Below are 24705 nucleotides of genomic sequence, written 5' to 3' on the forward strand. Positions count from 1 at the left end.
TTCCTTATATTAAGTTGTTGATTGATAAACCAGCTGCCTAAACGTCCCTGTCTTAGGTTTCAGCCAGCTGTCTTTACTCAGCGACTTACCGCCCAGCTGCGCCGCCATGCCCGGCTCCGTGGCAATCAGCAGGCTGACATCCAGCATCAGCTGATGGCTCGTAAAGTCATGACAGATGCTCACCAGCGCCTGCAGCCGCCGGCTGCCGCGCTGATACTGCTGATACTGCGGGGCCCCCAGCGGGCCGATCTGAATATGCGCGCCGTACTGGGCATCGAAAAAGCGGCTGCCGATGCGCGTGCTGCCCAACTTGCCCAGCTTTTGGCTGCCGCTTTGCTTGCCGTCGTCGATCCATTTGGCGTAGCGCGGCGTAATCGTGATGGGAACGGCGAAATAGGCCGCCAACATCTTGTTGAGTTGCCGCAGCGAGCGGCGACCGGGCAGATAAGTGCCGGGGTACGCCTCGCGCAGGCGCTGGATATGCGGGTTCACCGTCAGCGCCGTATCGACGCCCACCGTCTGGCGCAAATGGCGCAAGAACGGGTTTTTATCATCGTCATGCTCATGGCCGATCATCGCCTTCAGCTGCGCCCAGGCCCGGTAGTGCAATACGGCGAAGCGCTGGCTGACGATGCCGACGAACTGCTGGAACGCCTGGTTGCGTCTGGCGATGACTTCGGTGCGCGCGTGCTCTGTCACATGGATCGGCAGCGGGCCGTAGGGGGCGAACATGCCGAAATGCCGCGCCTGAATCAGCACTTGCTTAGGGCGCTGCACGATAGAGGCGATTTCACGCGAAGCGAACGCCATATCCGCCGGCTGGGTAATGCAGAGCCTTTCGCGGCTGCGATCGTTGGAGACGCCGAGCCGCGGCGCATCCGGCTGCGCGCGTTCGATACGCCGCAGCAGCTCGAAAAAATCCTGTCGATTGGACAGCCCGCGGATTTCGGCCTGGCCCGCGCTTTCGCTTTGCGCCCCCGGCGTCGGCGCCGGCTCCAACGAGAGCGCCGTTTCACGCATCAACGACATATCAGCCATAGTAGAGCGCCCCCCAGTCGGCGTGGGTTTCCCCATCCAGCAACAGCTTCATGCTTAACGTTTGGTTCAGGTCGCCGTATTGGCTCAACGCGTGGTGCAATATTTTGCCGAACAGATAGGCGCCGTGGTCGGCATGATGGTTGGCGCTTAAGTTGACGGCGATCTCGGCTCCGCGGATCCAGGCCAGCGGCCCCGGCCCCTGATTGCGTTCGAAGTGGTGCTCCACCCAGGCGTTTTTGATGCTGGCGATGCGCTTGCGTTGGCTGGAGTCATCCTGATGGCAGAACAACGACAGCCAGTCGCGCAACAGCGCCGAACAATCCTGAACGTCGGGGCGCGCATGGCGCAAAGGATTGGAGGCCAGCATCTGGATCGCCTGCCACGCCTGGCTGATGTTCGGCACCGCGACCGGGTTGCTCGGGTAGCGGACGATCTCCACCTGGTGGATCGGCATCGCCGTTTCCAGCTGGAAATGCGGCTGCTGAAGGTGCGCCGGCACCAGATGCCGTTCGCATACCAGCGCCTCGACGCTGAGCGACGTGATGTCGTCGATGTCGATGCCGCTTTTGCCCGGCGAGATGGCGATGAAGGTATCTTCGTTGGGCAGGTGCGGATTATTGTACTTGGAGGGCGACGGCTCCCGGCGACGGTGCAGCGTATAACCGGCCGGCTCCCGCTCGCAGTCGTACCGCACGTCGGCCTGCAGCGAAGAGAAAATCACCGGGTTGCCGTCGGGCAGCATGCCTTTCACTTGTTTTACGCTGTGTATCTCATACAGCGAGGTGTTCAAACGATCGACCACCAGCTGGTGCTCCGTGCGCTCATCCGTCAGCAGCACCGGCGAGCAATGGCGGCGATACAGGTTGATGACCGGGGTCGCGAAAAGATGAAAATCCCTGGCGTTGACGCGACCGATCAGAGTGAGTGGGCGTTGCTCCAGCGCGAACAAGATCTCGAACTCGTGAACGCGTTCACATTGGCGCAGAAAATCCTGCACGCCATGCAGCTCCAGGCTGAAGAAGCGGCTTGGCGCGGCGAAGTATTCGCGCATCAGCCGGTTGCCGGGCAGTTCCCCCACCACGGTGGGCAACAAGGCTTCTTCATCGCTGACGCCGCCCAGGCGCAAGCTGTCCGGCTGCAAGACTTTGACGATTGGCCGGTCGTCGCTTTTCGCCCATAGCACGATGCGCAAGGTGCGATTAAGCAACGCGGCCAGCAGTTGATTGGCCCGCACCGTATCTTCCGCCAGCGTCAGGTGCAGCGGCTCGAGATCCAGCTCCGAGACGGGAAGCACGCCGTGCGTCGTCAGGCATATCCTGACGTAGGCCGAGCAATCCTGCATGTGTCTGGCGGCGCCGTCAGGCAAATGGTGCGGCGGCAAAATCTCACATTCCGCCAGTGAAATCTCAACGGGCTGCACTTTAATATGCCGCGCCGTGGTGAACGTGGCGGGTTTGTTGTTCAGCGAGATATCGTTGAGGGTCATGCGGCTCCCGCGCGGCAGGTCAACCTGGCTGTGCCACTGGGGAAAAGAGAGATCGGGCTTAATCGCGACGGTAGCGATCGCGGGAACCGGCGTATACCACAGCGGCGCCAGGCGTGAGAGCATTTGCAGGGCAAATTCCGGCTGCTCATTGTTCAGCTTTTCCTGGATGCGGGTGCAAAGGAACGCGGAGCCCTCCAACAGACGCTCAACGAAAGGATCCAGCACGCCGTCGATATGCATGCCTAAATGCTGGGCGACCTGGGGATGAGAAGAGGCGAACTGACGACCGGCCTCGCGAAAATAACGCAGCTCATCATTATATAATTGGAGAAAGCGCTCACTGAACATAGTCACCCCTATTAATCAAATACGTGTACGGCGCCACAGGAATAATCAAGAGCGATGCGCAAATTAACCAGCATTTCGTCACCCGGTAATGAGCAGGTGCCATAAATATCGAATAAAATCGCCAGCACATACGATTGGCGTTCATTCACTACAGGCACCACACGAATCGTTTTCGGATCCAGACGCGGCTCAAACGAAGTAATGATTCTTTGTATATGTCTCGCCAGCGTTAACGGATCGGTATTAATCGGTATGCGTTGGCTCAGCGACGGCAGGCCATAATTCAATACCGAACTTTCGCTGTGCGCATAATCATGAAGTTTCAAATCAGCGCTGCGCGATGCGTCATTCAGTAAAAATTCGATATCACGCACCAAAACACGCCGCCAATTATCGGCGCTGGCGCTTTGATGTCTCACGCTGAGCTTATCGAATAGCATGGGCAATGACGCTTTCATTTAACACCTCGCGATAAGGCTTATGTCTGCCCGCAATCGCTGCGGGCAGACAGCCTGCAATTAGTGTTGTGACATCAATGATCAGATACGGGCATTAAGCTTGAGGTCATACCCCGTCTTAATTACCGCACCCATGGAGCCATCATTGTTTTGCTCTTTGTACTCAACTTCGATACGTGCGAAATTCAGCTTGATAACGTCGGTTGGCAGCACGGTATCGATTTCAGTACCGATGGTGGAATTCAGCGGCATATTACCCACGGTCTTGAATGAGGAAACCAGGCAGTTGCTGAAGGTCACGGCAATGAAGTCTTGCTGACCCTGGCCTGATTTACGGCAAACAAGTTTTGCCTGAGGAATATGCTCGCCGGTGGCGCACATCAGGAACAGTTTCGGCGAAGCCTTATTGCTCACCATGCGAAACTCAAAGTCTTTCATCTCGACTTTGCCTGAACCGCCGCCGCTCCCGAACCCCCAACGGCCGGCGTTTTCTTCCGCCCATTGCCAGGCTTGCAGCTGAATCCAGCCAGGGTAGGTTTGGTCGGGTGATTCACCATCAACACCCTCAATTTTCAAAAAATAGTCTACTAAAGCTTTCGTGCTCATTTTTTGTCTCCTTGACTGATAGGTCTACTTCGTTAATTGAAAAGTCTATTCAGATAAGTCGTTATATTGCCTACGCGATCATTGAAATAGCGACAATGAGAACCCATTAGCCATTAATAAATAGCAATAGCGTAAAAAACAGCGCCACTAAATTTCAATGAAATATCAATTCCCACCAACGCCATTTAATAATTAACGTCGGCAATATCCAAACCAATGACCAGCCGTAACTTATCTGCTCCCATCTTTTTTGGCTGACGGAAGTTTTGATACAAGTCGCAAGGACACGGTCATGCCTTCCAACTGGTAATGCGGGCGCAAATAGAAATGCGCGCGGTAATAACCCGGATCGTCTTCTACATCCTCAACGCGCACCTCGGCGGCGGCTAATGGACGACGCGCCTTGGTCGCCTCGGTCGATACGGAAGGATCGCCATCGACGTAGTTCATCAGCCAGTCATTCAGCCACAGCTGCATATCGTCCCTGGACCGAAAAGAACCGATTTTGTCGCGCACGATGCATTTCAAATAGTGCGCGAATCGGCACGTGGCGAAAATATAAGGCAAGCGCGAAGACAGCTTGGCGTTGGCCGTCGCGTCGGGATCCTCGTATTTCGCCGGCGCGTGCATGGTGCAAGAACCGATAAAAGCGGCGAAATCGGAATGCTTGCGATAGACCAGGGGCAAGAACCCGGCGTCGGAAAGCTCTTGCTCGCGCCGATCGGAAATGGCCACTTCCGTCGGGCACGTCAGTTCATATCCGCCCTCATCGGAAGGAAACGCGTAGGCGGGCAGTTCTTCCACCGAGCCGCCGGATTCGATGCCGCGAATCTTCGAACACCAGCCGTACTCATGGAACGCGCGGTTGATGTTGACGCCCATCGCATACGCCGAGTTGGCCCAGGAAAAATCATCATCCACATCCGGCCTGACGGACTCCTCGAAAGCGAACTCTTCGATCGGGTTGGTTTTCGCCCCATAAGGCAAACGCGACAGGAAACGCGGCATCGTCAACACCAGGTAACGCGAGTCGTTGCTTTCGCGCAGGCGGCGCCAGGACGCATATTCCGGCGTGGTGAAAATCTTGCCGATATCCCGCGGGTTGCCCAGTTCGTTCCACTTGCTCATCTGCAGCAGCGACGGCGACGCGGCGGAAATGAACGGACAGTGCGACGCCGCGGAAATTTTCGCCAACTCGGTCAGCAGCGTAACGCTCATCGGGCTGTGATCGAATTCAAAATCGCCGATGATGCAACCGAACGGCTCGCCGCCGAACTGACCATATTCCTGTTCGTAAATCTGTTTGAACACCGGGCTTTGATCCCAGGCGGAGCCCCGATAGCGGCGCAAATTGCGCGTCAGCTCATCCTGACTGATGTTCAACACCCGGATCTTGAGCGTTTCGCTGACGTTGGTGTTATCGACCAGATAACTCAGACCTTGCCAGGCGGACTCCAGCTTCTGGAACTCCTTGTGGTGCAAGATATTGTTCATCTGTTGCGAAAGCTGTTCGTCGATCTGGGCAATCAACGATTCAATGGTCAATACGACATCCTGACTGACCTTGACCTTGCCTTTATTGGCATATTCGGACAGCGTGCCGATAGCCCGACGAACCGCTTCCGAAGCCTCGTTCGTTCTGGGCCGGAATGAACGCTTGAGCAAACCGTCAAGCTCATTTTCCGTTTCCTGCGTTTCAACTTCAGCGACTGCCGTAGCCTGCTGCTTAGCCGAATAGCGTCGTTGCCTCGCTCTCATTCCTCATCTCCTTTATTGCCGGAATCCTGCACATCCTGTTCCGCATCCGCGACCGTTTTACGCGCATCCGTCACCAAACGATGCAGAAAATCGGGTTTCTCCAGCAGATTCTTCACCACTTCTTCCGCGCTGGATTTACCATCCATATAGGTGATCAGCTCCGTGAGATGTTCCCGGGCTTCAAGCAGGCGTTGCATCTGCGGAACCCGTTTGGCGATGGCGCCAGGCGTGAAGTCATCCATCGATTCAAACTCCAATTCCACGTCCAGCAACGCATCGTCTTCGCTCAGGGTGTTCTCTACGTAAAATTGCAGACGAGGCTTGATGGCGCGCATACGATCGTTGAAGTTGTCCTGATCAAAGGTCAGGAATTTCCGCTCTTCGATCGGCAGCAAAGGCTTTTTCCGATGCCCAGAGAGATCGGACATGACCCCCGTAACAAAGGGCAACTCCACTTTCTTTTGTGAACCGTAAAGCTCTACGTCATATTCAATTTGCACGCGCGGCGCGTTATTTTTACCGATAAATTTCTGAGAGCTTGAGTCCTTAGCCATTGGAAAACTCCTTTGTGATAAAAATTACTTCCCGGACAATTGATTTAACGAGGCCAGAGATTCCGGCAAAAGCTCCTCAACAATCGTCGCGAAGTCCATACCGATCATTTTTTGTGAACGTCGAATAAGAATGGGGGCCGGATGGCTGGGCTCATAGTTTTGGAAATAGTCCAAAACCTGATCCAACAGCAAGATGACATCCTGCCGGGAACGGATATATTTGCCGGGCATGGCGACAGGCGCGTCAGCATCCGGCGAGTCAATCTCCGCGTCATCCCGTTCAGCCGGCAATTCCTGCTGTTCCAGTGAAGCCAGCTGGCGGTTGAACTGTTTCAAATAGTCGCGCACCTGCCGGCAGTCCAAACGATAATCTTCGGCCTGCAGATTGGCGTAATTCTCGACGCGCTCCAGCGCATCGATTTCCAGCGCCAATTGCTCTTTCAGCGAAGGCAGATTTCTGCCGGCAAAATAACTGTCGGCTTGCCCCAGCACCTTTACCACCTCCGAAAAATGCAGGCTTTTGCCTTCCTGCTCGTCAAGCCGCATATTCAGCAGCTCGTCGGTGGTTAACGGCGTGTCGGGAAAAATCTTGCTGTTCTTGATTTCGTGCAGACAGGACGATGTGGCGAGCCACCCTAATGCGGCCGCATGAAAGCTGTCCGATGAGGGTTCCATATCCGCCTGAGGGAAAATGGTGGCGCCCTCCTCGGCATATTTGGCGTCAATATCCTTAATGCCCTGGTAGAAGGCCGAAAAACCGTCGATATGAAGATTGGCGCGCATAAACCACAGCACGACATGTAAATCGAAGCACTGTTCCAGCAACGCGGCAGACTGCTCGCGAATGGCGTGCCAATTGATATCACGCGCATTGTCTACGGCATTAAGCGGATCGGTTTGGCTGTCATATTCTGAAAGCGTGAATTCAATTTCACTGTATCGTGGATCAAATTCGACGCCATTCACTTCCGTTGAGATGACTTCATTCATGGCCTGATATCCTTTTCAATCAGCACTAGAAACATAAAGCCTAATAAAGCGGGCTTTTACGTTCGCCAGTCTTTCCCAGAGTCCTTTTAGCGTAAGTTAGTCGTCACCAAGCTCGCAAATTGTTTAGATGTATTAATATTAACAACAATAATAGATTAAAACTATCAATAGAATCACAGTGATCGGTTTAAACTATTTTACATTTACATATTTATTTTTTCCTTTTAAAATCAATAAATTGTAAACAATAATTATGCAAGCTAAGAATAGGAAAAAAATCAAAAACTGCCCTAAAAACAACGTTTCATCCTTGGTAGGATAATTCCAGTAATACCACTGGATACAAATAATTTAATTAGCAAATGATAACCACAGTAAATAGTGAAATTTTTTCATAAAACCATGACAGCCAGTCGTTTCTTGCAAGCGGGTAGCACGCAATGATCAATAGAAGACGATGGCAGTGTGACTTTCATTTCCAGCACTCAGTACTTACACATGCGAAACCTGGTGTGAAAATAAACAATTTGGCGAGAGTTTTGATTATTAATTTTAAAGCTAAAGCACAGATTAACATTCCGCCGTGGTGCACCGAATACCTATTGGTACACAAACAGCCTGGTGGATAAAGTATCGTTCTTTTATAGTTAACTCAGGGTAATGATCAGAATAATTTAAGATTCAATTCCCCTTCATGTGTGTTCTCATACGTCTTACCGCGGCAAAAGCACCACTGCGGTAAAGGGTCTCGCAGACTAAAGTGGCATTAGAGATATCATTTACTATAACCGCAAAATAACCACGTAAGCGCTGCAACGACAGTAACCGTGTTAAGACCAGCGATCTGTTCCATATACAAGAAATGTTTCCCTAACTGATAAGACCACTAATTTGATACTAGCAAAGGCAAACCCAATATCAAGAAAAAATATTATTTTTTTAATAAAAAAATAACAAATCAATATACATAAAACAAACAATTCAACAACTTAAAACAGCGCTGAATCGATTACTTTTACGCCAGGAAAAATAGTTCATGGAAATTTACACCCACTCATAACCCCCTCAGTCAATCTCACTCATTCTCTTCGGCATTGAATTGTCATCAAAAAATAAGAAAATCTATAAAAATAAAACCCGCCACTGGCCGTGCGTCCCACAGGATCAACTTTCGCAAGGCAAAATAAGCAAGATAATTCCCAATAAAAAGGCCGAAAAAAAGCGTTAATGATTTAGCGGTTCAAAATAAAAATAAAGGTAACTCTATTGGGTTATTAAAGCGAAAACGCGCACCTTTTCATTGCTGCAAAAAAACCTTATGAATCTTTACGTTGCCTGTCCTTTGACAATCATTGATGAAAAAGCAAATCAGGTAGCCAACACATACAGAAAAGAGATGGGCTACGCGATGGGCCAACCCTGCCGATGACTTTTCTCATCCCCGGTTCGGCCCGTGCGCACAGGTTATTCCGCCTAAAAATCAGGCCGCATCGCCGGCCTCGTCCGGCGATTTAACGCCAAGCCCGCCGTTTTCCTGATCCAGAACAGCTTTCGCATTCATCCGACTGATATATTGATTGAAAATCATTCCTATTCAGGAGAAAAAGCCATGGTTAAGTCACTCAATGCGGCATTCACTCGCTTTTTTGACCACCCGGACGCAGGCAAATTGGCGCTCAGGCTAACCTTCGGCGGGCTGATGCTGTTTCACGGCGTCGCGAAAGTTCAGCATGGCGTCGGCTGGATCGCCGATGCGTTACAACAACAAGGGCTGCCCGCCTTCATCGCCTATGGCGTATATATTGGGGAGATCCTGGCGCCGATACTGATCGTTTTGGGGCTGTTCACCCGCCCCGCCGCAGGGGTTTACGCCCTCACGCTGGTGGTGGCGTTTTTGATGGTGGGCACCGGCAAGGTCTTCACCGTCACCGACGTCGGCGCCTGGGGCATTGAAAACGAACTGGTGTTCTTTATGGGTGGGGTCGCCATACTGCTGCTGGGCAGCGGGAAGTATGCCATCGCGCGCAATGAAGCCTATCGATAAACCACGCTATCAATAAGGAGGTTCCCGTCGAACCTCCTTTTTTAGGCTTTAAGGTTTGCCGAGCAACGTGTTAGCCATGAAAGACAATAAGGCGGTCGATTGAGGGTAGGCCGCACGGTTCTCGGTGACCTCGCGATCAAACCGCCAGTTCATGATGTAAACCACAGGTGCATTGGGATATTGGTTAATAAAATCCCAATACAATTGAATTTGCGCATGCAACTGCTGATCATTCATTCCTAACGATGCCGTCGAAGGCGGCACCAACACCCACTTCTGCCCGGCAGAGCTCATCGGCGCCAGACGATTGTATGTGCTCCACATATCCGCCACCGACCAGTTGTAGTTGTCCACGCCAACCCAGTCGAGCGTGCTTTTTACATTGCTCGGACACGCGGTCGCGGGTGCACCCTGCTGCATTTCACGGATCAATTCGGCGTTATTGGCATGCCGGTAGGATAAAATGGTGTAAATGGGGATCGCGATCCCATACTGCTGCATAGCCTGACGCAGGGTGCAAACATAGCTGGAATATTGGTAAGCGTCATATTTTCCCGCCGTCTGTAAGGCCGGAACATCGAACGGCTCATCGATAAAATAAATAGCGCCGGGTTTATATTTAGCGGCGGCGATCTTCTTCACCACCGTCCAGATCGCATTCCAGGAACCTGCGGCCTGACAACTGCTGTTCGAGTCCGCGCCAGAGCATATATCGATAAACGGCGATCCCGAGAGCGCCCCCGAGCCGGCCTGTATGTTCACGGCGCATGTTCCCTCGGCGCAAACGGGCAGATTGAGGCTTTCCAGGGTGTGCACCACGTTCAGATTGGTCATACTGAAACCGGTGCCGGAAATGGCCTTGAGCGCCTCTGTAGCGCTGAAAGACGGCGTGGCGGTTTCATAAAAATCCAGCCAGTCATAGCCGTAATGCTTGATATTGGCGTTGGGGCCGGCCGCCAGCGCATGGGCACCGAACAGGCACCCGCACAGCAACGCAAAACGTTTCAACATGCTCTTCTCCTTCAAATCTTCATCGTTGTAAGCCAACGGTGGACAGCAAACGGTGCCATCAACCGGAGACGCTATCGTGACACCCGCCATCGACGACGGCCCGCCGTTTGCGTTGTGCTGCAGCCGATCGAACGGTGAGGAGGGTTTGAGAAGAAATCGCGCCTATTTTCTTATCGAGCGACGAGGAAATGAGGGTAGAAAAAGAGGAAGCCACCGCGGGGTCAGACTGTCCCCGCCGGAAATCAGGTTTAAACCAGCATAATGAATCGCCAGTCATCGGCCATTAACGATCGGCCAGCCGGTAAACCGGTACCTTGCGCGTCGTGCCGGTCAGGGTGTCGAAAATCTCCGTTTCCGCCGTCACGATCGTCATGCCGGTTTTTCTTAGCCTGCGCACTTCGGCGGCGATGCGCTGTATGCCGAACCAGAACAGTCCGTCCAGCGCCGTGACGCGCAGCCCCTGCTCCAGCGCCAGCTTAAGCCGCTCACGCGGCGCCTTGAGCGCCTTGGCGATTTCCCGGTAAGGCAGCGCGTCCACGCCCGACGCCGAGGTTCGGTGAATGCGGGTCGACAGACCGTATTGGAAGGCCTCGGGCACGTCGCTTAAATCGCTCTTCAGGCTGTAAACGCAGCCAAAGCGCTTGCCGTTGAACACCACATTTTTTTGACTGATCGACAGCTCATCGCGCAGGCCGGCAATCAGCTGCGGCGCCCGCACCAGCAATAAGCGAAACGGCAATTCGAAACTGGTCACATAGTCCACGTTGAGCAACGCAATGCGCAGGCGCTCTTCCGCGCCCGCCTGCGTCTGGCGACACTCGTTCAACACCTCGCTCCACTGGCGCGCAAGCCGCGGGGCTTCATCCAGCGGCGCGAAATGGTATTTCTCGATGTGGTAGTCGATTCTTTCGTTCATGTCCGTTGGCCCCCGCGTCAGTCATCATGCCCTCAGCAAATTACCTTACCCGCGGCCCACAATACAACACCGCATCACGCCGCAAGACGCGGAAAAAATCGGGCGCATACGCCCCCTGCGTGCTCGCTCAAGGCGAGTCGTGCAACAGCAGCGATATCTCTTCGGCGGCCGAGCGCAACAAAGGCAGGTGGTGCTGGTGCAAACGCTCTGCGGAAACCTGACCGGCATGCACGCCGACGTTCAATGCCGCGGCGATGCGGCCGTCCGGCGTGGTGAGCGGCACCGCCAGTGAACGCAGGCCAATCTCCAGTTCCTGATCGTTGATGGCATATCCCTGCTGACGCACGCGCGCCAGCTCTTCCCGCAATGCGCTGACGCTCACCAGGGTATGGCTGGTGTAACGCAGCTGAGTCAATCGCGCCAAATAGTCATTCAACGTCTCACTGGCCAGCCCGCTGAGCAGCACCCGCCCCATCGACGTCGTGCTGGCGGGTAAGCGACTGCCGACGTGCAAATCGATGGTCATGATCCGCGAAGTTGATGCGCGGGCGATATAAAGAATGTCATCGCCGTCCAATATGGCCATGGAACAGGACTCATTGAGCGTCTGGCTGAGTTGCCTCAACACCGGCTGCGCGGCGTTGGCCAACGGCGAAGCCCCCAGCCAGTTGTGACCCAGCGACAAGACGCGCGGGCGCAGCTCATAATTCTTGCCGTCTTCCGCGTACACAAAGCCCAGCTTACTCAGGGTGTAAAGGCAGCGGCGCACCGCCGCGCGCGGAATGCCGGTACGCTGGCTAATCTGCGACACCGACATCAGCCGCCGCTGCGGCGTAAAAGCCTGCAGGACCTCCAATCCTCGCGCCAAAGAGGCCATAAAGTCGGGATCCCCCTTCCAGGGATCGGTGCTGCTGCGCGTAATTTCCTGTTCTTTTTCCATTCTCGTTACCCCGCTGTCTGCCTGAAATATCGGTGTGCCGACGATCACAACCTGCGAATGCCTCTCAAAGAATAGCCGATAATCGCACACTTTTTCGATAATCGGTATTGTTTGCCTGAAAGGGACGATCTACTTTTCCCATTGACGATAAACACTCCCCCGGCGGGCGCCGAATGAAAGGAACAACAGATGATCGATAAAAGTGTGGCCACCCTGGAAGACGCCGTGTCCATCATTCCGGACGGCGCGAGCATCATGATTGGCGGCTTTGGCCCCGCGGGACAGCCGCTGGAACTGATCGATGCGCTGATTGAACACGGTGCCCGCGAGCTGACGGTAATCAGCAATAACGCCGGCAACGGCGACAGCGGCCTCGCGGCGCTGCTCAAGACCGGCTGTGTGCGAAAGATGATTTGTTCCTTCCCGCGCCAGGCCGATTCGTGGGTCTTTGACGACCTCTATCGCCGCGGCGCGATCGAACTGGAACTGGTGCCTCAGGGCAACCTTGCCGCCCGCATGCAGGCCGCCGGCAGCGGGTTGGGCGGCATTTTCACCCCAACCGCCTTTGGCACGCCGCTGGCGCAAGGCAAAGAAACGCGTGAAATCGACGGACGGCATTACGTATTTGAAACGCCCTTAAAGGCGGATTTCGCCTTGATAAAGGCCCATCGGGGTGACCGCTGGGGCAATCTGGTTTACCGCAAAGCGGCGCGTAATTTTGGCCCGGTGATGGCGATGGCCGCCGCCACGACGATAGCGCAGGTCGCTGAATTGGTGCCGCTTGGCGCACTGGATCCGGAAAACGTGATAACGCCGGGCATCTTCGTCCAGCGCCTGGTGGCGGTGGCGCACCCCGCGACCTTTTCCCTCTCTGCCTGAGGAGTCATAACATGCAAAAATTAACCCGCGACCAATTAGCCCAACGGGTAGCGCGCGATATTCCGGAAGGCGCCTACGTCAACCTCGGGATTGGGCTGCCGACCCGCATCGCTAACTACCTGCCCGCCGACAAAGAGGTGATTCTGCACAGCGAAAACGGCCTGCTCGGCATGGGGCCGTCACCCGCGCCGGGCGAAGAAGATCCGGAACTCATCAACGCCGGTAAAGAACGGGTGACCTTGCTGCCCGGCGGCAGTTATTTCCATCACGCCGACTCTTTTACCATGATGCGCGGCGGCCACCTCGATATCTGCGTGATGGGGGCATATCAGGTCTCGGCTGCCGGCGATCTGGCCAACTGGAGCACCGGCGCCGAAGACGCGATCCCGGCGGTGGGCGGCGCCATGGATCTGGCCATCGGCGCGCGCAAAGTCTATGTGATGATGGACTACCTGACCAAGACCGGCGAATGCAAGCTGGTGGAACAGTGCAGCTACCCGTTGACCGGATTGGCCTGCGTCAGCCGCATTTATTCGGATATGGCAATCATTGATATCACCTCGGACGGCCCGCAGGTGCTGGAGCTGTGTCCGGGGCTCACCTTTGACGCGCTGCAAGCGTTAACCCCGATACGTTTACTGCAATCTGACTTGATCCCCGCTTGAGGAAATCGCCATGCAACAGGCTTTTATCTGCGATGCCGTTCGTACGCCATTCGGCCGTTACGGCGGCGCATTATCCGCGCTGCGCGCCGACGATTTGGCCGCTCTGCCCCTGAAGGCGCTGCTTGCCCGACTGCCGCAGTTGGATCCCCACGCCATTGATGACGTTATTCTGGGGTGCGCCAACCAAGCCGGTGAAGACAACCGCAACGTGGCGCGAATGGCGCTGCTGTTGGCCGGATTGCCCCACACCGTGCCGGGCACCACCCTCAATCGCCTGTGCGGTTCGGGATTGGACGCGGTAGGCATGGCGGCGCGCGCCATTAAATGCGGCGAAGCGGAGGTCATCATTTCGGGCGGCGTGGAAAGCATGTCGCGCGCGCCCTTTGTCACCGGCAAAGCGGACAGCGCCTTCAGCCGATCGCTGAAAATGGAAGATACGACGATGGGATGGCGCTTTATCAACCCGCAAATGCGCGCGCAGTTCGGTGTCGAAACCATGCCTGAAACCGCCGAAAATGTGGCTCGCGATTTCGCCGTCAGCCGCGCCGATCAAGACGCCTTTGCATTGCGCAGCCAACAGCGCACCGCCCGCGCTCAGGAGCTGGGCCTGTTTGATGAGGAACTGATCGCCGTCAGCATTCCGCAACGCAAAGGCGAGCCGCTCAGCCTGGTTCGCGACGAACATCCCCGCAGCACTTCTTTGGCCGCGCTGTCCGCCCTGAAAGGCGTCGTGCGCCCCGAGGGGAGCGTCACCGCCGGCAACGCCTCGGGCATCAACGACGGGGCCAGCGCCCTGCTCATTGCCAGCGAACGCGCGGCGGTGCAGTATGGACTCGCCCCGCTGGCGCGTGTGGTCGGCATGTCCGCCTGCGGCGTAGAGCCGCGCATCATGGGTTACGGGCCGGTTCCCGCAGTCCGCAAAGTGCTGGCGCAAACCGGTTTGAGCCTGGCGCAAATGGACGTCATCGAGTTGAATGAAGCCTTTGCCGCCCAGGCGCTGGCCGTGACGCGCGCCCTGGGACTGCCGGATGACGCGGAACGGGTCAACCCTAACGGCGGCGCTATCGCGCTGGGGCATCCCCTGGGGGCATCCGGCGGCAGGTTGGCCATGACCGCCGCTTATCAACTGCGGCGCACCGGCGGGCGTTTTGCCCTGTGCACCATGTGCGTCGGTGTCGGGCAAGGCGTCGCCTTGATTCTGGAACGGATATAACGAATGTCTCTCTATAGCGCAATGTTTATGGCTTCGCCATTAACGCCCTGCTTCAGCGACACGGCGCTGCTGCAGGGCATGCTTGATTTCGAAGCCGGCCTGGCGCAGGCCCTGGCGTCTGCAGGGATTATCGATGACGCGTCCGCGCGGATCATACGCAGCCACTGCCAGGCGGAAAAGCTCGACGCCGCCGCGCTGACGCAGTCCGCCGGATTGGCGGGCAATTTAGCCATTCCCCTCGTCAAACAATTGACGGCGTTGGTGGCGCAAACCTCACCGGAAGCGGCGCGTTTCGTTCACTGGGGGGCGACCAGTCAGGATGCGATTGACAGCGGGCTGATGCTGCAACTGCGCAGCGCGCTCGATAAAACCGACGCGCTGCTCAATCAGCTGATTGCGGCGCTGACGGCGCAATGCCGGCGCCATAGCGCAACGTTAATGGTGGGCCGCACCTGGCTGCAACACGCTTTGCCAACGACGCTGGGGCTGAAGCTGGCCGGCACGCTGGACGCCTTGCTGCGCTATCGGGCTCGTCTGGCTGAAATGCGGCCACGCGTGCTCGCGTTGCAATTCGGCGGCGCGGCCGGCACGCTCGCCTCGCTCGGCGAACAGGGCGAGCGCGTTGAGCGGGCGCTGGCGCAAGCGCTGGCCCTGCCGCGCAGCGCCACGCCGTGGCATACCCAACGCGATCGGTTGTTGGAGCTGGCGAGTTGGTATGCCGGCCTGACGGGCTCGCTCGGCAAGCTGGCGCGCGACATGTCTTTGTTGATGCAGACCGAAGTCGCTGAAATCAGCGAACCGTCGGCCCCCGGACGCGGCGGCTCCTCCACGATGCCGCATAAGCGCAATCCGGTACTTTGCGCCGCCATCCTCAGCGCGGCCAACCGTCTGCCTGCGTTGATGTCCGGATTGTATGCCGGCCTGGTGCAGGAGCACGAACGCGCGCTGGGCGGCTGGCAGGCCGAGTGGCAAAGCCTGCCGCAGCTCCTGGTGCTGAGCGGGGCGGCATTGGCGCAAAGTCTGGATCTCATTAACGGTCTGGAGGTGCATGAAGCGGCGATGAGGCGCAATCTGGCGCTGACGCAAGGGCTGATCATGGCTGAATCGGTTACCCTGGCCTTGGCCCCCACCCTCGGCCGTCAACAGGCGCACCATCATATAGAACGGTGCTGCCGGCAAGCCCTGGCCACCCAGCAACCCCTGTTAACCCTTCTGTGCGCCGATGCGGAAGTCTCTTCCCGACTCAGCCGGGAAACCCTGGAAACCTTGCTCGATCCGGCCAATGCCACCGGCAGCACGCAGCGTTTCATTCAACAAGTCCTGGCGATGGCCGAAAGGGAGCAATCATGTTGAATTATGTCCTTGAGGGGCCTGAAAACGCCCCGGTTATTCTGTTTGGCAACTCGCTGGGCACCTCATTATCAATGTGGCAGCCGCAGCGCGACGCGTTCATCGCCCACTATCGCATTCTGCGCTACGACGTTGCCGGCCACGGCGACTCTGCGCCCGATGAACGGCCCGGCTCGCTGGCGCGACTGGGCGAACAGGTGCTGTCCCTGCTGGACACTCTGGCGATTGATCGGGTGCATTTCTGCGGCATCTCCATGGGGGGGCTGACGGGGTTATGGCTGGCGCGCTTTCATGCCGATCGCTTGCTGACGCTGACGATCGCCAATAGCGCCGCGAAAATCGGGGTGACGGAGCATTGGCGAGAACGCGCCGCGCAGGTGCGCCAGTGCGGCATGTCCGCCGTCAGCGATGGCGCGGCAGCGCGCTGGTTCACCCCGGCATTTTGCCAATCCGCCCCCGTCAAGGTGCAAACCGTCGTGCAACAGCTCACCGCCTGCGATCCCGAGGGCTATGCCGCTTGCTGCGACGCGCTGGCGACCGCCGATTTACGCGCCGAGCTGGCAGGCATCCGCGTTCCGACGCTGGTTATCGCCGGACATGAGGATGCGGTAACGACTGTCGACGATGCAAAAGCCTTGGCGGCAGGCATTCCCGACGCGCAATGCGTCATCCTGCCCGCCGCCCACCTGTCCAGCATCGAAGCCTGGCGGGCATTTAACCGCGCGTTCGGGGCCTTTTTGGATGAGCAGCTCACGCAGCGGCAACGTTATCAGCAAGGCCTGACGGTGCGCAGAGCGGTGTTGGGCGATGAGCATGTCGATAATACCCTCGCGGCGCTGTCGCCGCTCAACGAGGAGTTTCAGCATTTCATCACTCGCTACGCCTGGGGAGAAATATGGACGCGTCCGGGCTTGTCGCGCCATACTCGCAGCCTGATCACCATCGCGATGCTGATCGCCTTGAATCGCGAAGCTGAGCTGAAAATGCATATCCGGGCCGCCTTCAATAACGGCGTCACGCGTGAAGAGATCAAAGAAGTTCTGATGCATGCGGCGCTTTACTGCGGCTTACCCGCCTCGAACGCCGCTTTTCATCTGGCGCAGTCCGTCTTTGCCGAACACGACGCCGGGCGGCGATCGGACGACTAGAAGACGCGGTTATACCGGCACATCCAGTACCCTTTGGCGCAGCGCAGCAATCAGGCGCTGCTGCTCAGGGGACGAGAGCGCCTCTTGCCGGGTAATGATGCCCAGCGGCTCGGCCATGCCCTGGGTAGGCAACGGCAGCGCACGCAGGTGATTGCTGAACAAGTCGTCACGCACCGCGCCGTAAGGCACCAGCCACACATAGCCATACTGTAGCGTCAGGCAGCGCGCCAGCGTAACCGACAACGTCTCGACGCACCCTTCCGGCACCGCCAGCCCGTGGCTGACAATGAGCGCCTCCGCATTCTGACGCGGCACCGTACCCCGCGGGGAGAGCACCAATGGCCAGCTCAACGCCTCCGCCAGCGAGACATCCGAATGCAACAGCGGATGATGAGGCGCAACCACCAGCCGCAGCGTTTCATGGTACAGCAGCTCGAAGTTGAGCCCCTCCATGCGGGAGGGGTCTGACATGCGCCCGATGCCTAACGTTAATTGCCCCGATCTCACCGCCATCATCAGCGCATCGTTGGCCAGCGTCGTAACCTGCATGCGCCAGCCGGGGGATTGCTGCTGCAACCCCACCACGACCGGCGCGACCAGGCTCACCAGCGTGGTGGGCAGCGCGCCGATATGCAGCGGCGCCGGCAGCGCCTCGCTGTCCGAGGCAAGCGTGCGCCCCAACACATTCAGCGCATCCAAAACGCGGCTGGCATCCTGCAGGAAACGCGTTCCGGCGGCGGTCAGTTCCGCCCCCTGCCGATTGCGCGAAAAAAGGCGCTCGCCGGCCAGGCTTTCCAGTTCGTTGAGCGTTTTAGAGAGCGCGGGCTGCGTGATGCCCAATTGCTGTGCGGCGCGCACCAACGTCCCCTGTTGCGCGGTAGCGACAAAGGCGTGCAGATGACGAAGGCGGATGCGTTGGCTAAAGCGAGAAGTCATGTTCATGATTTATAGTATTAACTTGCCGCCGGCGCGGCAAGCTCATTGTCAGGGCGAACGGAGGATCAAATATCAAAAAAAACGGTTTCGTTCTCGCCCTGTAACCAGATGTCGAAATGGTACACCGTCTGATCCCCGCGCTGCCGCCTTTGCGCCAATAACGTGCTGCGCCGTTTTTCCCACTCGATGAGATTCAACACCGGATCTTCGGCATTGGCCGCCTGTTCGTCGGCAAAGTAGAGACGCGTGTTCAATCCGATGTTGATGCCGCGGGCCACTATCCACAGATTGAGATGGGGCGCCATCAACCGGCCGTCGCGCCCCGTCACGCGCCCCGGTTTAATCGTCTCGAATTGCCACAGGCCGCTGGTGAAATCCGAACAGGTTCGCCCCCAGCCGCGAAACGCCGGATCGTCGGGTTTATCCAACTGGCCGTCGGCGGGGTGCTGATATCGCCCGGCGGCATTGGCCTGCCAGACTTCGACCAGCGCGTCTCGAACCGGCGTGCCGGAGCCGTCATAGACATGCCCTTCCACCACGATGCGCTCCCCGCGCGTCTCCGGTTGCGTCAACACATGGGTGAAATTACGCTCGAAAATATCAAAGCCGGCGGCATGCGGCGCCAAACCGATGTGCACATAAGGCCCGGCGGTTTGCGAGGCCGTTTCAGACAAGTATTTTTTCATCACGCGGCTCCCTGTGTACGGTTCTCAAACCACGTGGCTCGATGGCCCCGCAGCACCAGATCGAAGCGGTAAGCCAGGCTGTCCAGCGGCACGGCGGCGTGCATATCCAGCTCGGCAATCAGCGTGCGCATCGCATCGTCACTGCCTACCGACTGCAAGATGGGGCAGCGAACGAGCAACGGATCGCCTTCGAAATACATCTGCGTGATCAAGCGCTGCGCGAACGCCTCGCCGGAGAGCGAGAAGTGAATATGCGCCGGACGCCAGTCGCTGACCTGATTGCGCCAGGGATACGGGCCCGGCTTGATCGTACGAAAACAGTAATACCCGTTGTCGTCGGTCAGCATCCTGCCGCAGCCGCCAAAGTTGGGATCGATAGGCGCCAGATACTGATCTTTCTTGTGACGATAGCGCCCTCCCGCATTGGCCTGCCATACCTCGACCAGGGCGTTGCGCACTGGCGCCCCAAAGGCATCCCGCACAAATCCATGCACGATGATCCGCTCGCCGATCGGTAAGCCGTCTTTGGCGTAATTCAGAATCAGATCGTGATCCAGCGGGCCGATATCCGTTGGCGTGAAGACGGGGGCGGTCAGTTCAGACAGCGAGTTTTGCAATGAAATTAATGCATTGCGCGGCGACCGCAGCACGCTGGTTTTATACAGCGGCGCCAGCGCCGGCGGGTGATGACTGTAATCGCGATGCACCAGTTCTCGCGCCATCCAATCACTTTTCATCCCGGTATCCTTATTATTTGAGGGTACATGTCGTCAGAGTGTAGGAAGCGCAATATGTAAAAGTAAAGTGAGAAAATCGATCGCTTTATATAACCAAAAGTAATGGAATGTTCTGAATTGACGAAACATTTCATTTGGTCCATAACATGATTCAATTCCCGTCGGTGGTCCGCCTCGCTGCTGAATGGTCGCTTTCAGGTCATCCATGACCGCTTAACTGGAGGCAATGATGAAACGTTCTATCGCGACGGTCTCGGTATCGGGTTCGCTGCCGGAAAAACTGCGGGCTATCGCCGCCGCAGGCTTTGATGGCGTCGAAATTTTCGATAACGATCTGGTCTACTACCCCGGCTCACCGGCGGAAATCCGTGAATTGTGCGCCGAACTGGGCCTGGAAATTTTACTGTTCCAACCGTTTCGGGACTTCGAAGGAGGCCCGCGCGAAACGCTGGCGCAGAACCTTTCCCGCGCGGCGCGCAAGTTCGAAGTCATGCAGCAACTGGGCTGTTCTCGCATGCTGCTCTGCAGCAATGTCTCGCCCGACAGCAGCGAAGACATGGCCACGCAAGTGAGCGATTTGCGCGCGTTGGCAGAGTTGGCCGCCGAGTATGATATTACTGTCGGTTATGAAGCGCTGGCCTGGGGACGTCACGTGAATATGTGGCGCGACGCCTGGGCGCGCGTGAAGGCCGTAGATCATCCGGCGTTGGGGATCATTCTCGATAGTTTTCATATCCTGTCGCGCGGCGATAACCTCGATGGCCTCGAGGACGTGCCGCCCGAAAAAATCGTGTTTGTCCAACTGGCGGACGCCCCGCTGTTGAAGATGGATGTGCTCGCCTGGAGTCGCCATTTCCGCTGCTTCCCCGGCCAGGGGGAGCTGAATCTGACCCAGTTCATGACCCAACTTTCCGCGCATGGCTATCGCGGCGCCTGGTCGCTGGAGATATTTAACGATGGTTTCCGCGCCTCGCCGGTGCTCCCCACGGCCCAGGACGGTTTCCGATCGTTGTTGTGGCTGGAGGAGCAAACCTATGACTGGTTGGCCAAACAGCCTCTGCTGCCCAACGCCATGGCCTCGCTCATGGAACGTTCCTTATTCCATTCGCAGCCGCATCCGCCCTTGCTGGCGCTGGAGTTTATCGAATTTGCCGTCTCGCACAACGACGGGCTGGCGATGGGCCAATGGCTGACGCAGCTGGGATTGGTTCACGCCGGCGAGCACCGCTCCAAAAGCGTCGCCCTCTATCGCAACGGCAAAGTGAATGTCATTCTGAATGCCCAGCCGGAAAGCCAAGCCAGCGGCTATTATCACCTGCACGGCATTTCCCTGTGCGCCGTGGCGTGGCGGGTGCGCGGCGTAGCGCGTTTACTGCAACGGGCGCAAGACTACGGGTACGCCATCTGGCAAGGCGAAACCGGCCCCAACGAGCGGCAAATCCCCGCGCTGTGCGCACCGGACGGCAGCCTGATTTATCTGGTGGAAGCGGACGAAGATCCCAAGAACGATATTTATCACGCCGATTTTCATCTGACGCATCGCAGCGCGCCGCCGCCCGCGCTGCAGAGCATCGATCACCTGGCGATTGCGCTGGCGGATGAATCGAGCGGCAACTGGATCATGTTCCTGCGCAGCGTGCCGGGTTTTGTGCAGGACAACGAGTGGGAATTGCCCGATCCGCTGGGTTTGGTTCGCAGCCGCGTCCTGCGCAGCCCCAACGACGCCATCCGGCTGCCGCTGAATATGTCGGTGAGCCGGGAAACGCAAATCGCCCAGGCGTTAACCGCCTATCAGGGCGCAGGCTTGCAGCACGTCGCCTTTGGCTGCGAGGATCTGTTCAGCATGGTGAAAGCGGCGCAGGCGCGCGGATTAAAAACGCTGCGTATTCCCGATAACTACTATCACGATCTCAGAGCGCGTTTCGATCTGGACCCCGCTTTCCTCTCACAGCTGCAAGCGGGCAATGTGCTCTACGATCGAGACGATCAGGGCGGAGAATTGCTGCATGTCTACACCGTGCCCTATGAAAAAGGCCGCTTCTTCTTCGAACTTCTGGAGCGCCGAGGCGGCTACCGCGGCTTTGGGGCCGCCAACGCCCCGGTTCGGCTCACCGCCATGCGTTAATCGCGCGGGCCATCAAGGCCCGCCTGTTCTTCCATCTTACTGAAAAGGTTAATGATCGCGCTCACACTCTCAGTGGCCTCCGGCGCCGCCATTCTCACGGCAATCCCTTTTCATAACATAAAGTTAACACTGCCTCGTCACTCACCGCCGGCTCAATTGTCCGATAAACGCACATTTTTTCGATTATCGCCGTTTAACGTCCACCCAGGGGCTGCTTATAGTGATGACACTCAACTACTGCACCGGGGGCACCTCCATGTCGGGAAACAACGCAATCAATGTTCGGGCGCTGATCGACGACCGCCCGTTAGGCAAATGGCAAAAGATGATCGTGCTGCTCGGCTTTTGCATCATTGCTCTGGATGGATTCGATATCGTTATCATGGGATTTATTGCGCCAGAGCTTAAGGCGGATTGGCAAATCACTAACCGCGAACTGGGGCTGGTGATCAGCGCGGCGCTGATTGGCCTGTCGCTGGGCGCGATGCTATCCGGACCATTGTCAGACAGATTCGGCCGCAAAGTCGTCATCATCAACAGCGTATTCTTTTTTGGCGTTTGGACGCTGGTGACGGCGTTTTCTCAAAATATGGAGCAGATGATGTTATTTCGCCTGCTCACCGGATTGGGGCTCGGCGCCGCCATGCCGAATGTCGGCACCCTGGTGGCGGAGTTCGCGCCCGCCCGACGCCGCGCTTTCTTGATTACCGTGGTTTTCTGCGGCTTCACCTTTGGCGCCGCCTTGGGCGGATTCGCCGCGTCCTGGCTGATGCCGCGCTTCGGCTGGCATGCCGTGCTGCTGCTCGGCGGGATCTTGCCCCTGCTGTTCGCGCCCGTGCTGATGGCGGCGTTACCCGAATCGGTGTGTTTCCTGGTGGCGAAACGGGCAGATCAGGGCGGCATTCAGCGCATTCTGGCGAAACTGGCGCCCGATCGCGATTTTCGACATTCTACCGTCGTTCTGCCCCCGCCGGGCCAGGTCTGCACTCATCCGGTTAAACTGGTGGTGAGCGCACGGTACCGCTTCGGCAGTTTAATGCTGTGGGGCGCGTATTTTAGCGCGCTGTTTCTGTACTACACCTTAGGCAGTTGGCTGCCGCTGCTGATTAAAGACAGCGGTTTCAACATCGCGCAAGCGGCGGTCATCACCGCGCTGTTTCAGGCGGGCGGGACATTAGGGTCGCTATTTTCCGGGTGGTTGATGGACAGATCCGAACCGCATCGCGCGTTGGCGTCGATTTATGGGTTGGGGGCGCTGTTCACTCTGCTGATGGGGATGGCGATGGGTTACCCCCTCCTGATGGGCGGCTGCGCGATGGCCATCGGGTTCTGCATCGGGGGCGCCAACACCGGCATGAACGCGTTGTCGGCCAGCTTTTACCCCACCGAAGCGCGAGCCACCGGCTCCAGCTGGATGCACGGCATCGGCCGTTTGGGCGCTATCTTAAGCGCGCTGGCCGGGGCTGAAATGCTGGCGCTCGGTTGGAGCTTCAGCACCATTTTCGCCGTCCTGGCGCTTCCCGCCCTGCTGACGGTGGCGATGATCGTCGCCAAGCGGCGTCATCAGGCGCGTCAAGCGACAGAGCATCAATATGCCGCCTATCTGGATGCGCGTTCGAATGATGTTTGATTGCGTCGGGAAATAATCGAGAACAAAGGGGAAGGCGTGTCGGCCTGCAGGGCCGGGGCGCTTTAACTGTGATGGGGATCGTTGAAAGATTTTTTCGTAAGTGATTGAATAATGGCGGAGAGAGGGGGATTTGAACCCCCGGTAGAGTTGCCCCTACTCCAGTTTTCGAGACTGGTCCGTTCAGCCGCTCCGGCATCTCTCCTGACAACGCTTGCTATCATGCCCGCTTTTACGGCATTTTTACAGCATTAGCATACCGCTGAACGTTCAAGTGACGACTTTACGAGCAACCTGATGATTAAATGGCCGTGGAAAGCGACTCAACCTTCTCACCCCGAGGCGGATACCCAGGCACAGTGGCGGGACGCGCTGGCGATCCCGCTGCTCTCGCCGCTGAATGAGCAAGAGCGGCAGCGGCTGGTGGCCGTCGCCGGGCAGATTTTGCAGCAAAAGCGCATCGTGCCGCTGCAGGGGCTGCAGCTCACCTCGCAGATGCAGGCGCGCATCGCCCTGCTGTTCGCCTTGCCGGTGCTGGAGCTGGGCGCGGAGTGCCTCGACGGCTTCAACGAAATTCTGCTCTACCCCACCCCATTCGTGGTGGAAGACGAATGGCAGGACGAGATCGGCCTGGTGCACTCGGGGCCGCTGGTGCAGTCCGGCCAAAGCTGGGAACAGGGGCCGATCGTGCTCAACTGGCAAGACGTGCAGGACTCTTTCGACCTTTCCGGTTTTAATCTGGTGATCCACGAAGCGGTACACAAGCTGGATATGCGCAACGGCGGCGTCGCCACCGGCGTGCCGCCGATCCCGCTGCGCGAGGTGGCCGCCTGGGAACATGATCTGCACGCCGCGATGGAAAGCCTGCAGGACGAGATCGACATGGTCGGCGAAGAGGCCGCCAGCATGGATGCCTACGCCGCCACCGATGCGGCCGAGTGCTTCGCCGTGCTGTCGGAGTACTTCTTCAGCGCCCCCGAGCTGCTGGCCGAACGCTTCCCGGCGCTGTATCAGCACTTTTGCCGCTTCTACCGCCAGGATCCGCTGGCGCGCCTGCTGCGCGCCCAGGCAGAAAACGACGCGCAATGGGCTGATTGACGGGCTTATTGCTCAGATACCGAGCAGTCGCACCGCCTGGGGCAATTTAGCGTTGACACACCTGGGGCAGCTGGATATGATGCGCCCCGTTC

22 protein-coding genes, 1 tRNA gene and 1 pseudogene are annotated in these 24705 nt (G+C 57.4%); 10 read left to right on the forward strand and 14 right to left on the reverse strand.

Annotated features, from left to right (window positions below; genetic code table 11):
• Positions 1–9: 9 nt before the first annotated feature.
• The 7 genes from tssG to ACMGG9_RS14830 all read right to left on the reverse strand — a co-directional run bounded on the left by tssG (position 10) and on the right by ACMGG9_RS14830 (position 7238).
• Positions 10–1038, reverse strand: coding sequence for a type VI secretion system baseplate subunit TssG (tssG, locus tag ACMGG9_RS14800; RefSeq protein ID WP_046687388.1), 1029 nt, complete (start codon positions 1036–1038; stop codon positions 10–12).
• Positions 1031–2872, reverse strand: a complete 1842-nt coding sequence (gene tssF, locus ACMGG9_RS14805) for a type VI secretion system baseplate subunit TssF (RefSeq protein ID WP_414161520.1) — start codon at positions 2870–2872, stop codon at positions 1031–1033. The genes tssG and tssF overlap by 8 nt, the downstream gene beginning before the upstream one ends.
• Positions 2873–2883: 11 nt before the next feature.
• A complete protein-coding gene (locus tag ACMGG9_RS14810; RefSeq protein WP_015378391.1) occupies positions 2884–3330 on the reverse strand; it encodes a type VI secretion system baseplate subunit TssE in 447 nt (148 codons plus the stop codon).
• 81 nt (positions 3331–3411) lie between these two features.
• Positions 3412–3936: an Hcp family type VI secretion system effector gene (locus tag ACMGG9_RS14815; protein WP_004935369.1), complete on the reverse strand. Its 525-nt coding sequence runs from the start codon at positions 3934–3936 to the stop codon at positions 3412–3414.
• Positions 3937–4167: 231 nt separating this feature from the next.
• Positions 4168–5694 (reverse strand): type VI secretion system contractile sheath large subunit, encoded by a 1527-nt coding sequence (gene tssC, locus ACMGG9_RS14820; protein WP_033643662.1) that lies wholly within the window; start codon positions 5692–5694, stop codon positions 4168–4170.
• Positions 5691–6248, reverse strand: a complete 558-nt coding sequence (gene tssB / locus ACMGG9_RS14825) for a type VI secretion system contractile sheath small subunit (protein ID WP_033643663.1) — start codon at positions 6246–6248, stop codon at positions 5691–5693. The genes tssC and tssB overlap by 4 nt, the downstream gene beginning before the upstream one ends.
• A gap of 24 nt (positions 6249–6272) precedes the next feature.
• Positions 6273–7238, reverse strand: coding sequence for an ImpA family type VI secretion system protein (locus tag ACMGG9_RS14830; protein WP_033643664.1), 966 nt, complete (start codon positions 7236–7238; stop codon positions 6273–6275).
• A gap of 1609 nt (positions 7239–8847) precedes the next feature.
• Here ACMGG9_RS14830 and ACMGG9_RS14835 point away from each other — a divergent pair.
• The gene (locus tag ACMGG9_RS14835) at positions 8848–9282 is read left to right on the forward strand and encodes a DoxX family protein (protein ID WP_033651807.1); all 435 of its coding nucleotides are present in this window, start codon (positions 8848–8850) and stop codon (positions 9280–9282) included.
• Positions 9283–9330: 48 nt separating this feature from the next.
• Here ACMGG9_RS14835 and ACMGG9_RS14840 read toward each other — a convergent pair whose 3' ends face one another.
• The 3 genes from ACMGG9_RS14840 to ACMGG9_RS14850 all read right to left on the reverse strand — a co-directional run bounded on the left by ACMGG9_RS14840 (position 9331) and on the right by ACMGG9_RS14850 (position 12149).
• A complete protein-coding gene (locus ACMGG9_RS14840; protein WP_147879975.1) occupies positions 9331–10293 on the reverse strand; it encodes a hypothetical protein in 963 nt (320 codons plus the stop codon).
• 283 nt (positions 10294–10576) lie between these two features.
• Positions 10577–11209, reverse strand: a complete 633-nt coding sequence (locus ACMGG9_RS14845) for a helix-turn-helix domain-containing protein (RefSeq protein ID WP_033643666.1) — start codon at positions 11207–11209, stop codon at positions 10577–10579.
• 127 nt (positions 11210–11336) lie between these two features.
• On the reverse strand, positions 11337–12149 hold the full coding sequence (locus tag ACMGG9_RS14850) for an IclR family transcriptional regulator C-terminal domain-containing protein (RefSeq protein WP_033643667.1): 813 nt from the start codon (positions 12147–12149) through the stop codon (positions 11337–11339).
• A gap of 189 nt (positions 12150–12338) precedes the next feature.
• Between ACMGG9_RS14850 and ACMGG9_RS14855 the strand changes: the two genes are divergently transcribed.
• The 6 genes and pseudogenes from ACMGG9_RS14855 to pcaC all read left to right on the forward strand — a co-directional run bounded on the left by ACMGG9_RS14855 (position 12339) and on the right by pcaC (position 17404).
• Complete coding sequence (locus ACMGG9_RS14855; RefSeq protein ID WP_033651809.1) at positions 12339–13028, forward strand: 3-oxoacid CoA-transferase subunit A; 690 nt, start codon at positions 12339–12341, stop codon at positions 13026–13028.
• An 11-nt stretch (positions 13029–13039) separates the two neighbouring features.
• Complete coding sequence (locus tag ACMGG9_RS14860) at positions 13040–13693, forward strand: 3-oxoacid CoA-transferase subunit B (protein ID WP_147879973.1); 654 nt, start codon at positions 13040–13042, stop codon at positions 13691–13693.
• A gap of 10 nt (positions 13694–13703) precedes the next feature.
• Complete coding sequence (gene pcaF, locus ACMGG9_RS14865) at positions 13704–14906, forward strand: 3-oxoadipyl-CoA thiolase (RefSeq protein WP_414161521.1); 1203 nt, start codon at positions 13704–13706, stop codon at positions 14904–14906.
• Between the two features lie 3 nt (positions 14907–14909).
• On the forward strand, positions 14910–16259 hold the full coding sequence (locus ACMGG9_RS14870) for a 3-carboxy-cis,cis-muconate cycloisomerase (RefSeq protein ID WP_033651812.1): 1350 nt from the start codon (positions 14910–14912) through the stop codon (positions 16257–16259).
• Positions 16250–16993, forward strand: a pseudogene (pcaD, locus tag ACMGG9_RS14875) (3-oxoadipate enol-lactonase); the annotation flags it as partial. The gene ACMGG9_RS14870 and the pseudogene pcaD, both read left to right, overlap by 10 nt.
• Complete coding sequence (gene pcaC, locus ACMGG9_RS14880) at positions 16994–17404, forward strand: 4-carboxymuconolactone decarboxylase (protein ID WP_223524804.1); 411 nt, start codon at positions 16994–16996, stop codon at positions 17402–17404.
• A 9-nt stretch (positions 17405–17413) separates the two neighbouring features.
• Here pcaC and ACMGG9_RS14885 read toward each other — a convergent pair whose 3' ends face one another.
• Genes ACMGG9_RS14885 through pcaH form a run of 3 tightly spaced genes read right to left on the reverse strand, consistent with a single transcriptional unit; the run spans position 17414 to position 19763 of the window.
• Entirely contained in the window at positions 17414–18346 is a 933-nt protein-coding gene (locus tag ACMGG9_RS14885) for a LysR substrate-binding domain-containing protein (RefSeq protein WP_028128141.1), read from the reverse strand.
• 59 nt (positions 18347–18405) lie between these two features.
• Entirely contained in the window at positions 18406–19026 is a 621-nt protein-coding gene (pcaG, locus tag ACMGG9_RS14890) for a protocatechuate 3,4-dioxygenase subunit alpha (protein WP_016927159.1), read from the reverse strand.
• Positions 19026–19763 carry a protocatechuate 3,4-dioxygenase subunit beta gene (gene pcaH / locus ACMGG9_RS14895; RefSeq protein WP_016927158.1) on the reverse strand — a complete coding sequence of 246 codons (738 nt, stop codon included), beginning with the start codon at positions 19761–19763 and terminating at the stop codon, positions 19026–19028. The genes pcaG and pcaH overlap by 1 nt, the downstream gene beginning before the upstream one ends.
• Before the next feature lie 229 nt (positions 19764–19992).
• Here pcaH and ACMGG9_RS14900 point away from each other — a divergent pair, with 229 nt between their 5' ends.
• Positions 19993–21888, forward strand: a complete 1896-nt coding sequence (locus ACMGG9_RS14900; protein WP_033651815.1) for a bifunctional sugar phosphate isomerase/epimerase/4-hydroxyphenylpyruvate dioxygenase family protein — start codon at positions 19993–19995, stop codon at positions 21886–21888.
• 256 nt (positions 21889–22144) lie between these two features.
• On the forward strand, positions 22145–23518 hold the full coding sequence (locus ACMGG9_RS14905; RefSeq protein ID WP_046687396.1) for an MFS transporter: 1374 nt from the start codon (positions 22145–22147) through the stop codon (positions 23516–23518).
• A 112-nt stretch (positions 23519–23630) separates the two neighbouring features.
• Here ACMGG9_RS14905 and ACMGG9_RS14910 read toward each other — a convergent pair.
• A tRNA-Ser gene (locus ACMGG9_RS14910) sits at positions 23631–23720 on the reverse strand.
• A gap of 92 nt (positions 23721–23812) precedes the next feature.
• On the opposite strand from ACMGG9_RS14910, the gene mtfA reads away from it, so the two are divergent.
• Positions 23813–24613, forward strand: a complete 801-nt coding sequence (gene mtfA / locus ACMGG9_RS14915) for a DgsA anti-repressor MtfA (RefSeq protein WP_414161522.1) — start codon at positions 23813–23815, stop codon at positions 24611–24613.
• Positions 24614–24705: the final 92 nt, after the last annotated feature.

Source organism: Serratia sp. BNK-10, assembly GCF_047456065.1.
Classification (GTDB): domain Bacteria; phylum Pseudomonadota; class Gammaproteobacteria; order Enterobacterales; family Enterobacteriaceae; genus Serratia; species Serratia ureilytica.

Excerpts from the sequence above, each read along its gene's own strand:
- tssG (WP_046687388.1), bottom strand. The coding sequence starts at position 1,038 with ATGGCTGATATGTCGTTGATGCGTGAAACGGCGCTCTCGTTGGAGCCG.
- tssF (WP_414161520.1), bottom strand. The coding sequence starts at position 2,872 with ATGTTCAGTGAGCGCTTTCTCCAATTATATAATGATGAGCTGCGTTAT.
- ACMGG9_RS14810 (WP_015378391.1), bottom strand. The coding sequence starts at position 3,330 with ATGAAAGCGTCATTGCCCATGCTATTCGATAAGCTCAGCGTGAGACAT.
- ACMGG9_RS14815 (WP_004935369.1), bottom strand. The coding sequence starts at position 3,936 with ATGAGCACGAAAGCTTTAGTAGACTATTTTTTGAAAATTGAGGGTGTT.
- tssC (WP_033643662.1), bottom strand. The coding sequence starts at position 5,694 with ATGAGAGCGAGGCAACGACGCTATTCGGCTAAGCAGCAGGCTACGGCA.
- tssB (WP_033643663.1), bottom strand. The coding sequence starts at position 6,248 with ATGGCTAAGGACTCAAGCTCTCAGAAATTTATCGGTAAAAATAACGCG.
- ACMGG9_RS14830 (WP_033643664.1), bottom strand. The coding sequence starts at position 7,238 with ATGAATGAAGTCATCTCAACGGAAGTGAATGGCGTCGAATTTGATCCA.
- ACMGG9_RS14835 (WP_033651807.1), top strand. The coding sequence starts at position 8,848 with ATGGTTAAGTCACTCAATGCGGCATTCACTCGCTTTTTTGACCACCCG.
- ACMGG9_RS14840 (WP_147879975.1), bottom strand. The coding sequence starts at position 10,293 with ATGTTGAAACGTTTTGCGTTGCTGTGCGGGTGCCTGTTCGGTGCCCAT.
- ACMGG9_RS14845 (WP_033643666.1), bottom strand. The coding sequence starts at position 11,209 with ATGAACGAAAGAATCGACTACCACATCGAGAAATACCATTTCGCGCCG.
- ACMGG9_RS14850 (WP_033643667.1), bottom strand. The coding sequence starts at position 12,149 with ATGGAAAAAGAACAGGAAATTACGCGCAGCAGCACCGATCCCTGGAAG.
- ACMGG9_RS14855 (WP_033651809.1), top strand. The coding sequence starts at position 12,339 with ATGATCGATAAAAGTGTGGCCACCCTGGAAGACGCCGTGTCCATCATT.
- ACMGG9_RS14860 (WP_147879973.1), top strand. The coding sequence starts at position 13,040 with ATGCAAAAATTAACCCGCGACCAATTAGCCCAACGGGTAGCGCGCGAT.
- pcaF (WP_414161521.1), top strand. The coding sequence starts at position 13,704 with ATGCAACAGGCTTTTATCTGCGATGCCGTTCGTACGCCATTCGGCCGT.
- ACMGG9_RS14870 (WP_033651812.1), top strand. The coding sequence starts at position 14,910 with ATGTCTCTCTATAGCGCAATGTTTATGGCTTCGCCATTAACGCCCTGC.
- ACMGG9_RS14885 (WP_028128141.1), bottom strand. The coding sequence starts at position 18,346 with ATGAACATGACTTCTCGCTTTAGCCAACGCATCCGCCTTCGTCATCTG.
- pcaG (WP_016927159.1), bottom strand. The coding sequence starts at position 19,026 with ATGAAAAAATACTTGTCTGAAACGGCCTCGCAAACCGCCGGGCCTTAT.
- pcaH (WP_016927158.1), bottom strand. The coding sequence starts at position 19,763 with ATGAAAAGTGATTGGATGGCGCGAGAACTGGTGCATCGCGATTACAGT.
- ACMGG9_RS14900 (WP_033651815.1), top strand. The coding sequence starts at position 19,993 with ATGAAACGTTCTATCGCGACGGTCTCGGTATCGGGTTCGCTGCCGGAA.
- ACMGG9_RS14905 (WP_046687396.1), top strand. The coding sequence starts at position 22,145 with ATGTCGGGAAACAACGCAATCAATGTTCGGGCGCTGATCGACGACCGC.
- mtfA (WP_414161522.1), top strand. The coding sequence starts at position 23,813 with ATGATTAAATGGCCGTGGAAAGCGACTCAACCTTCTCACCCCGAGGCG.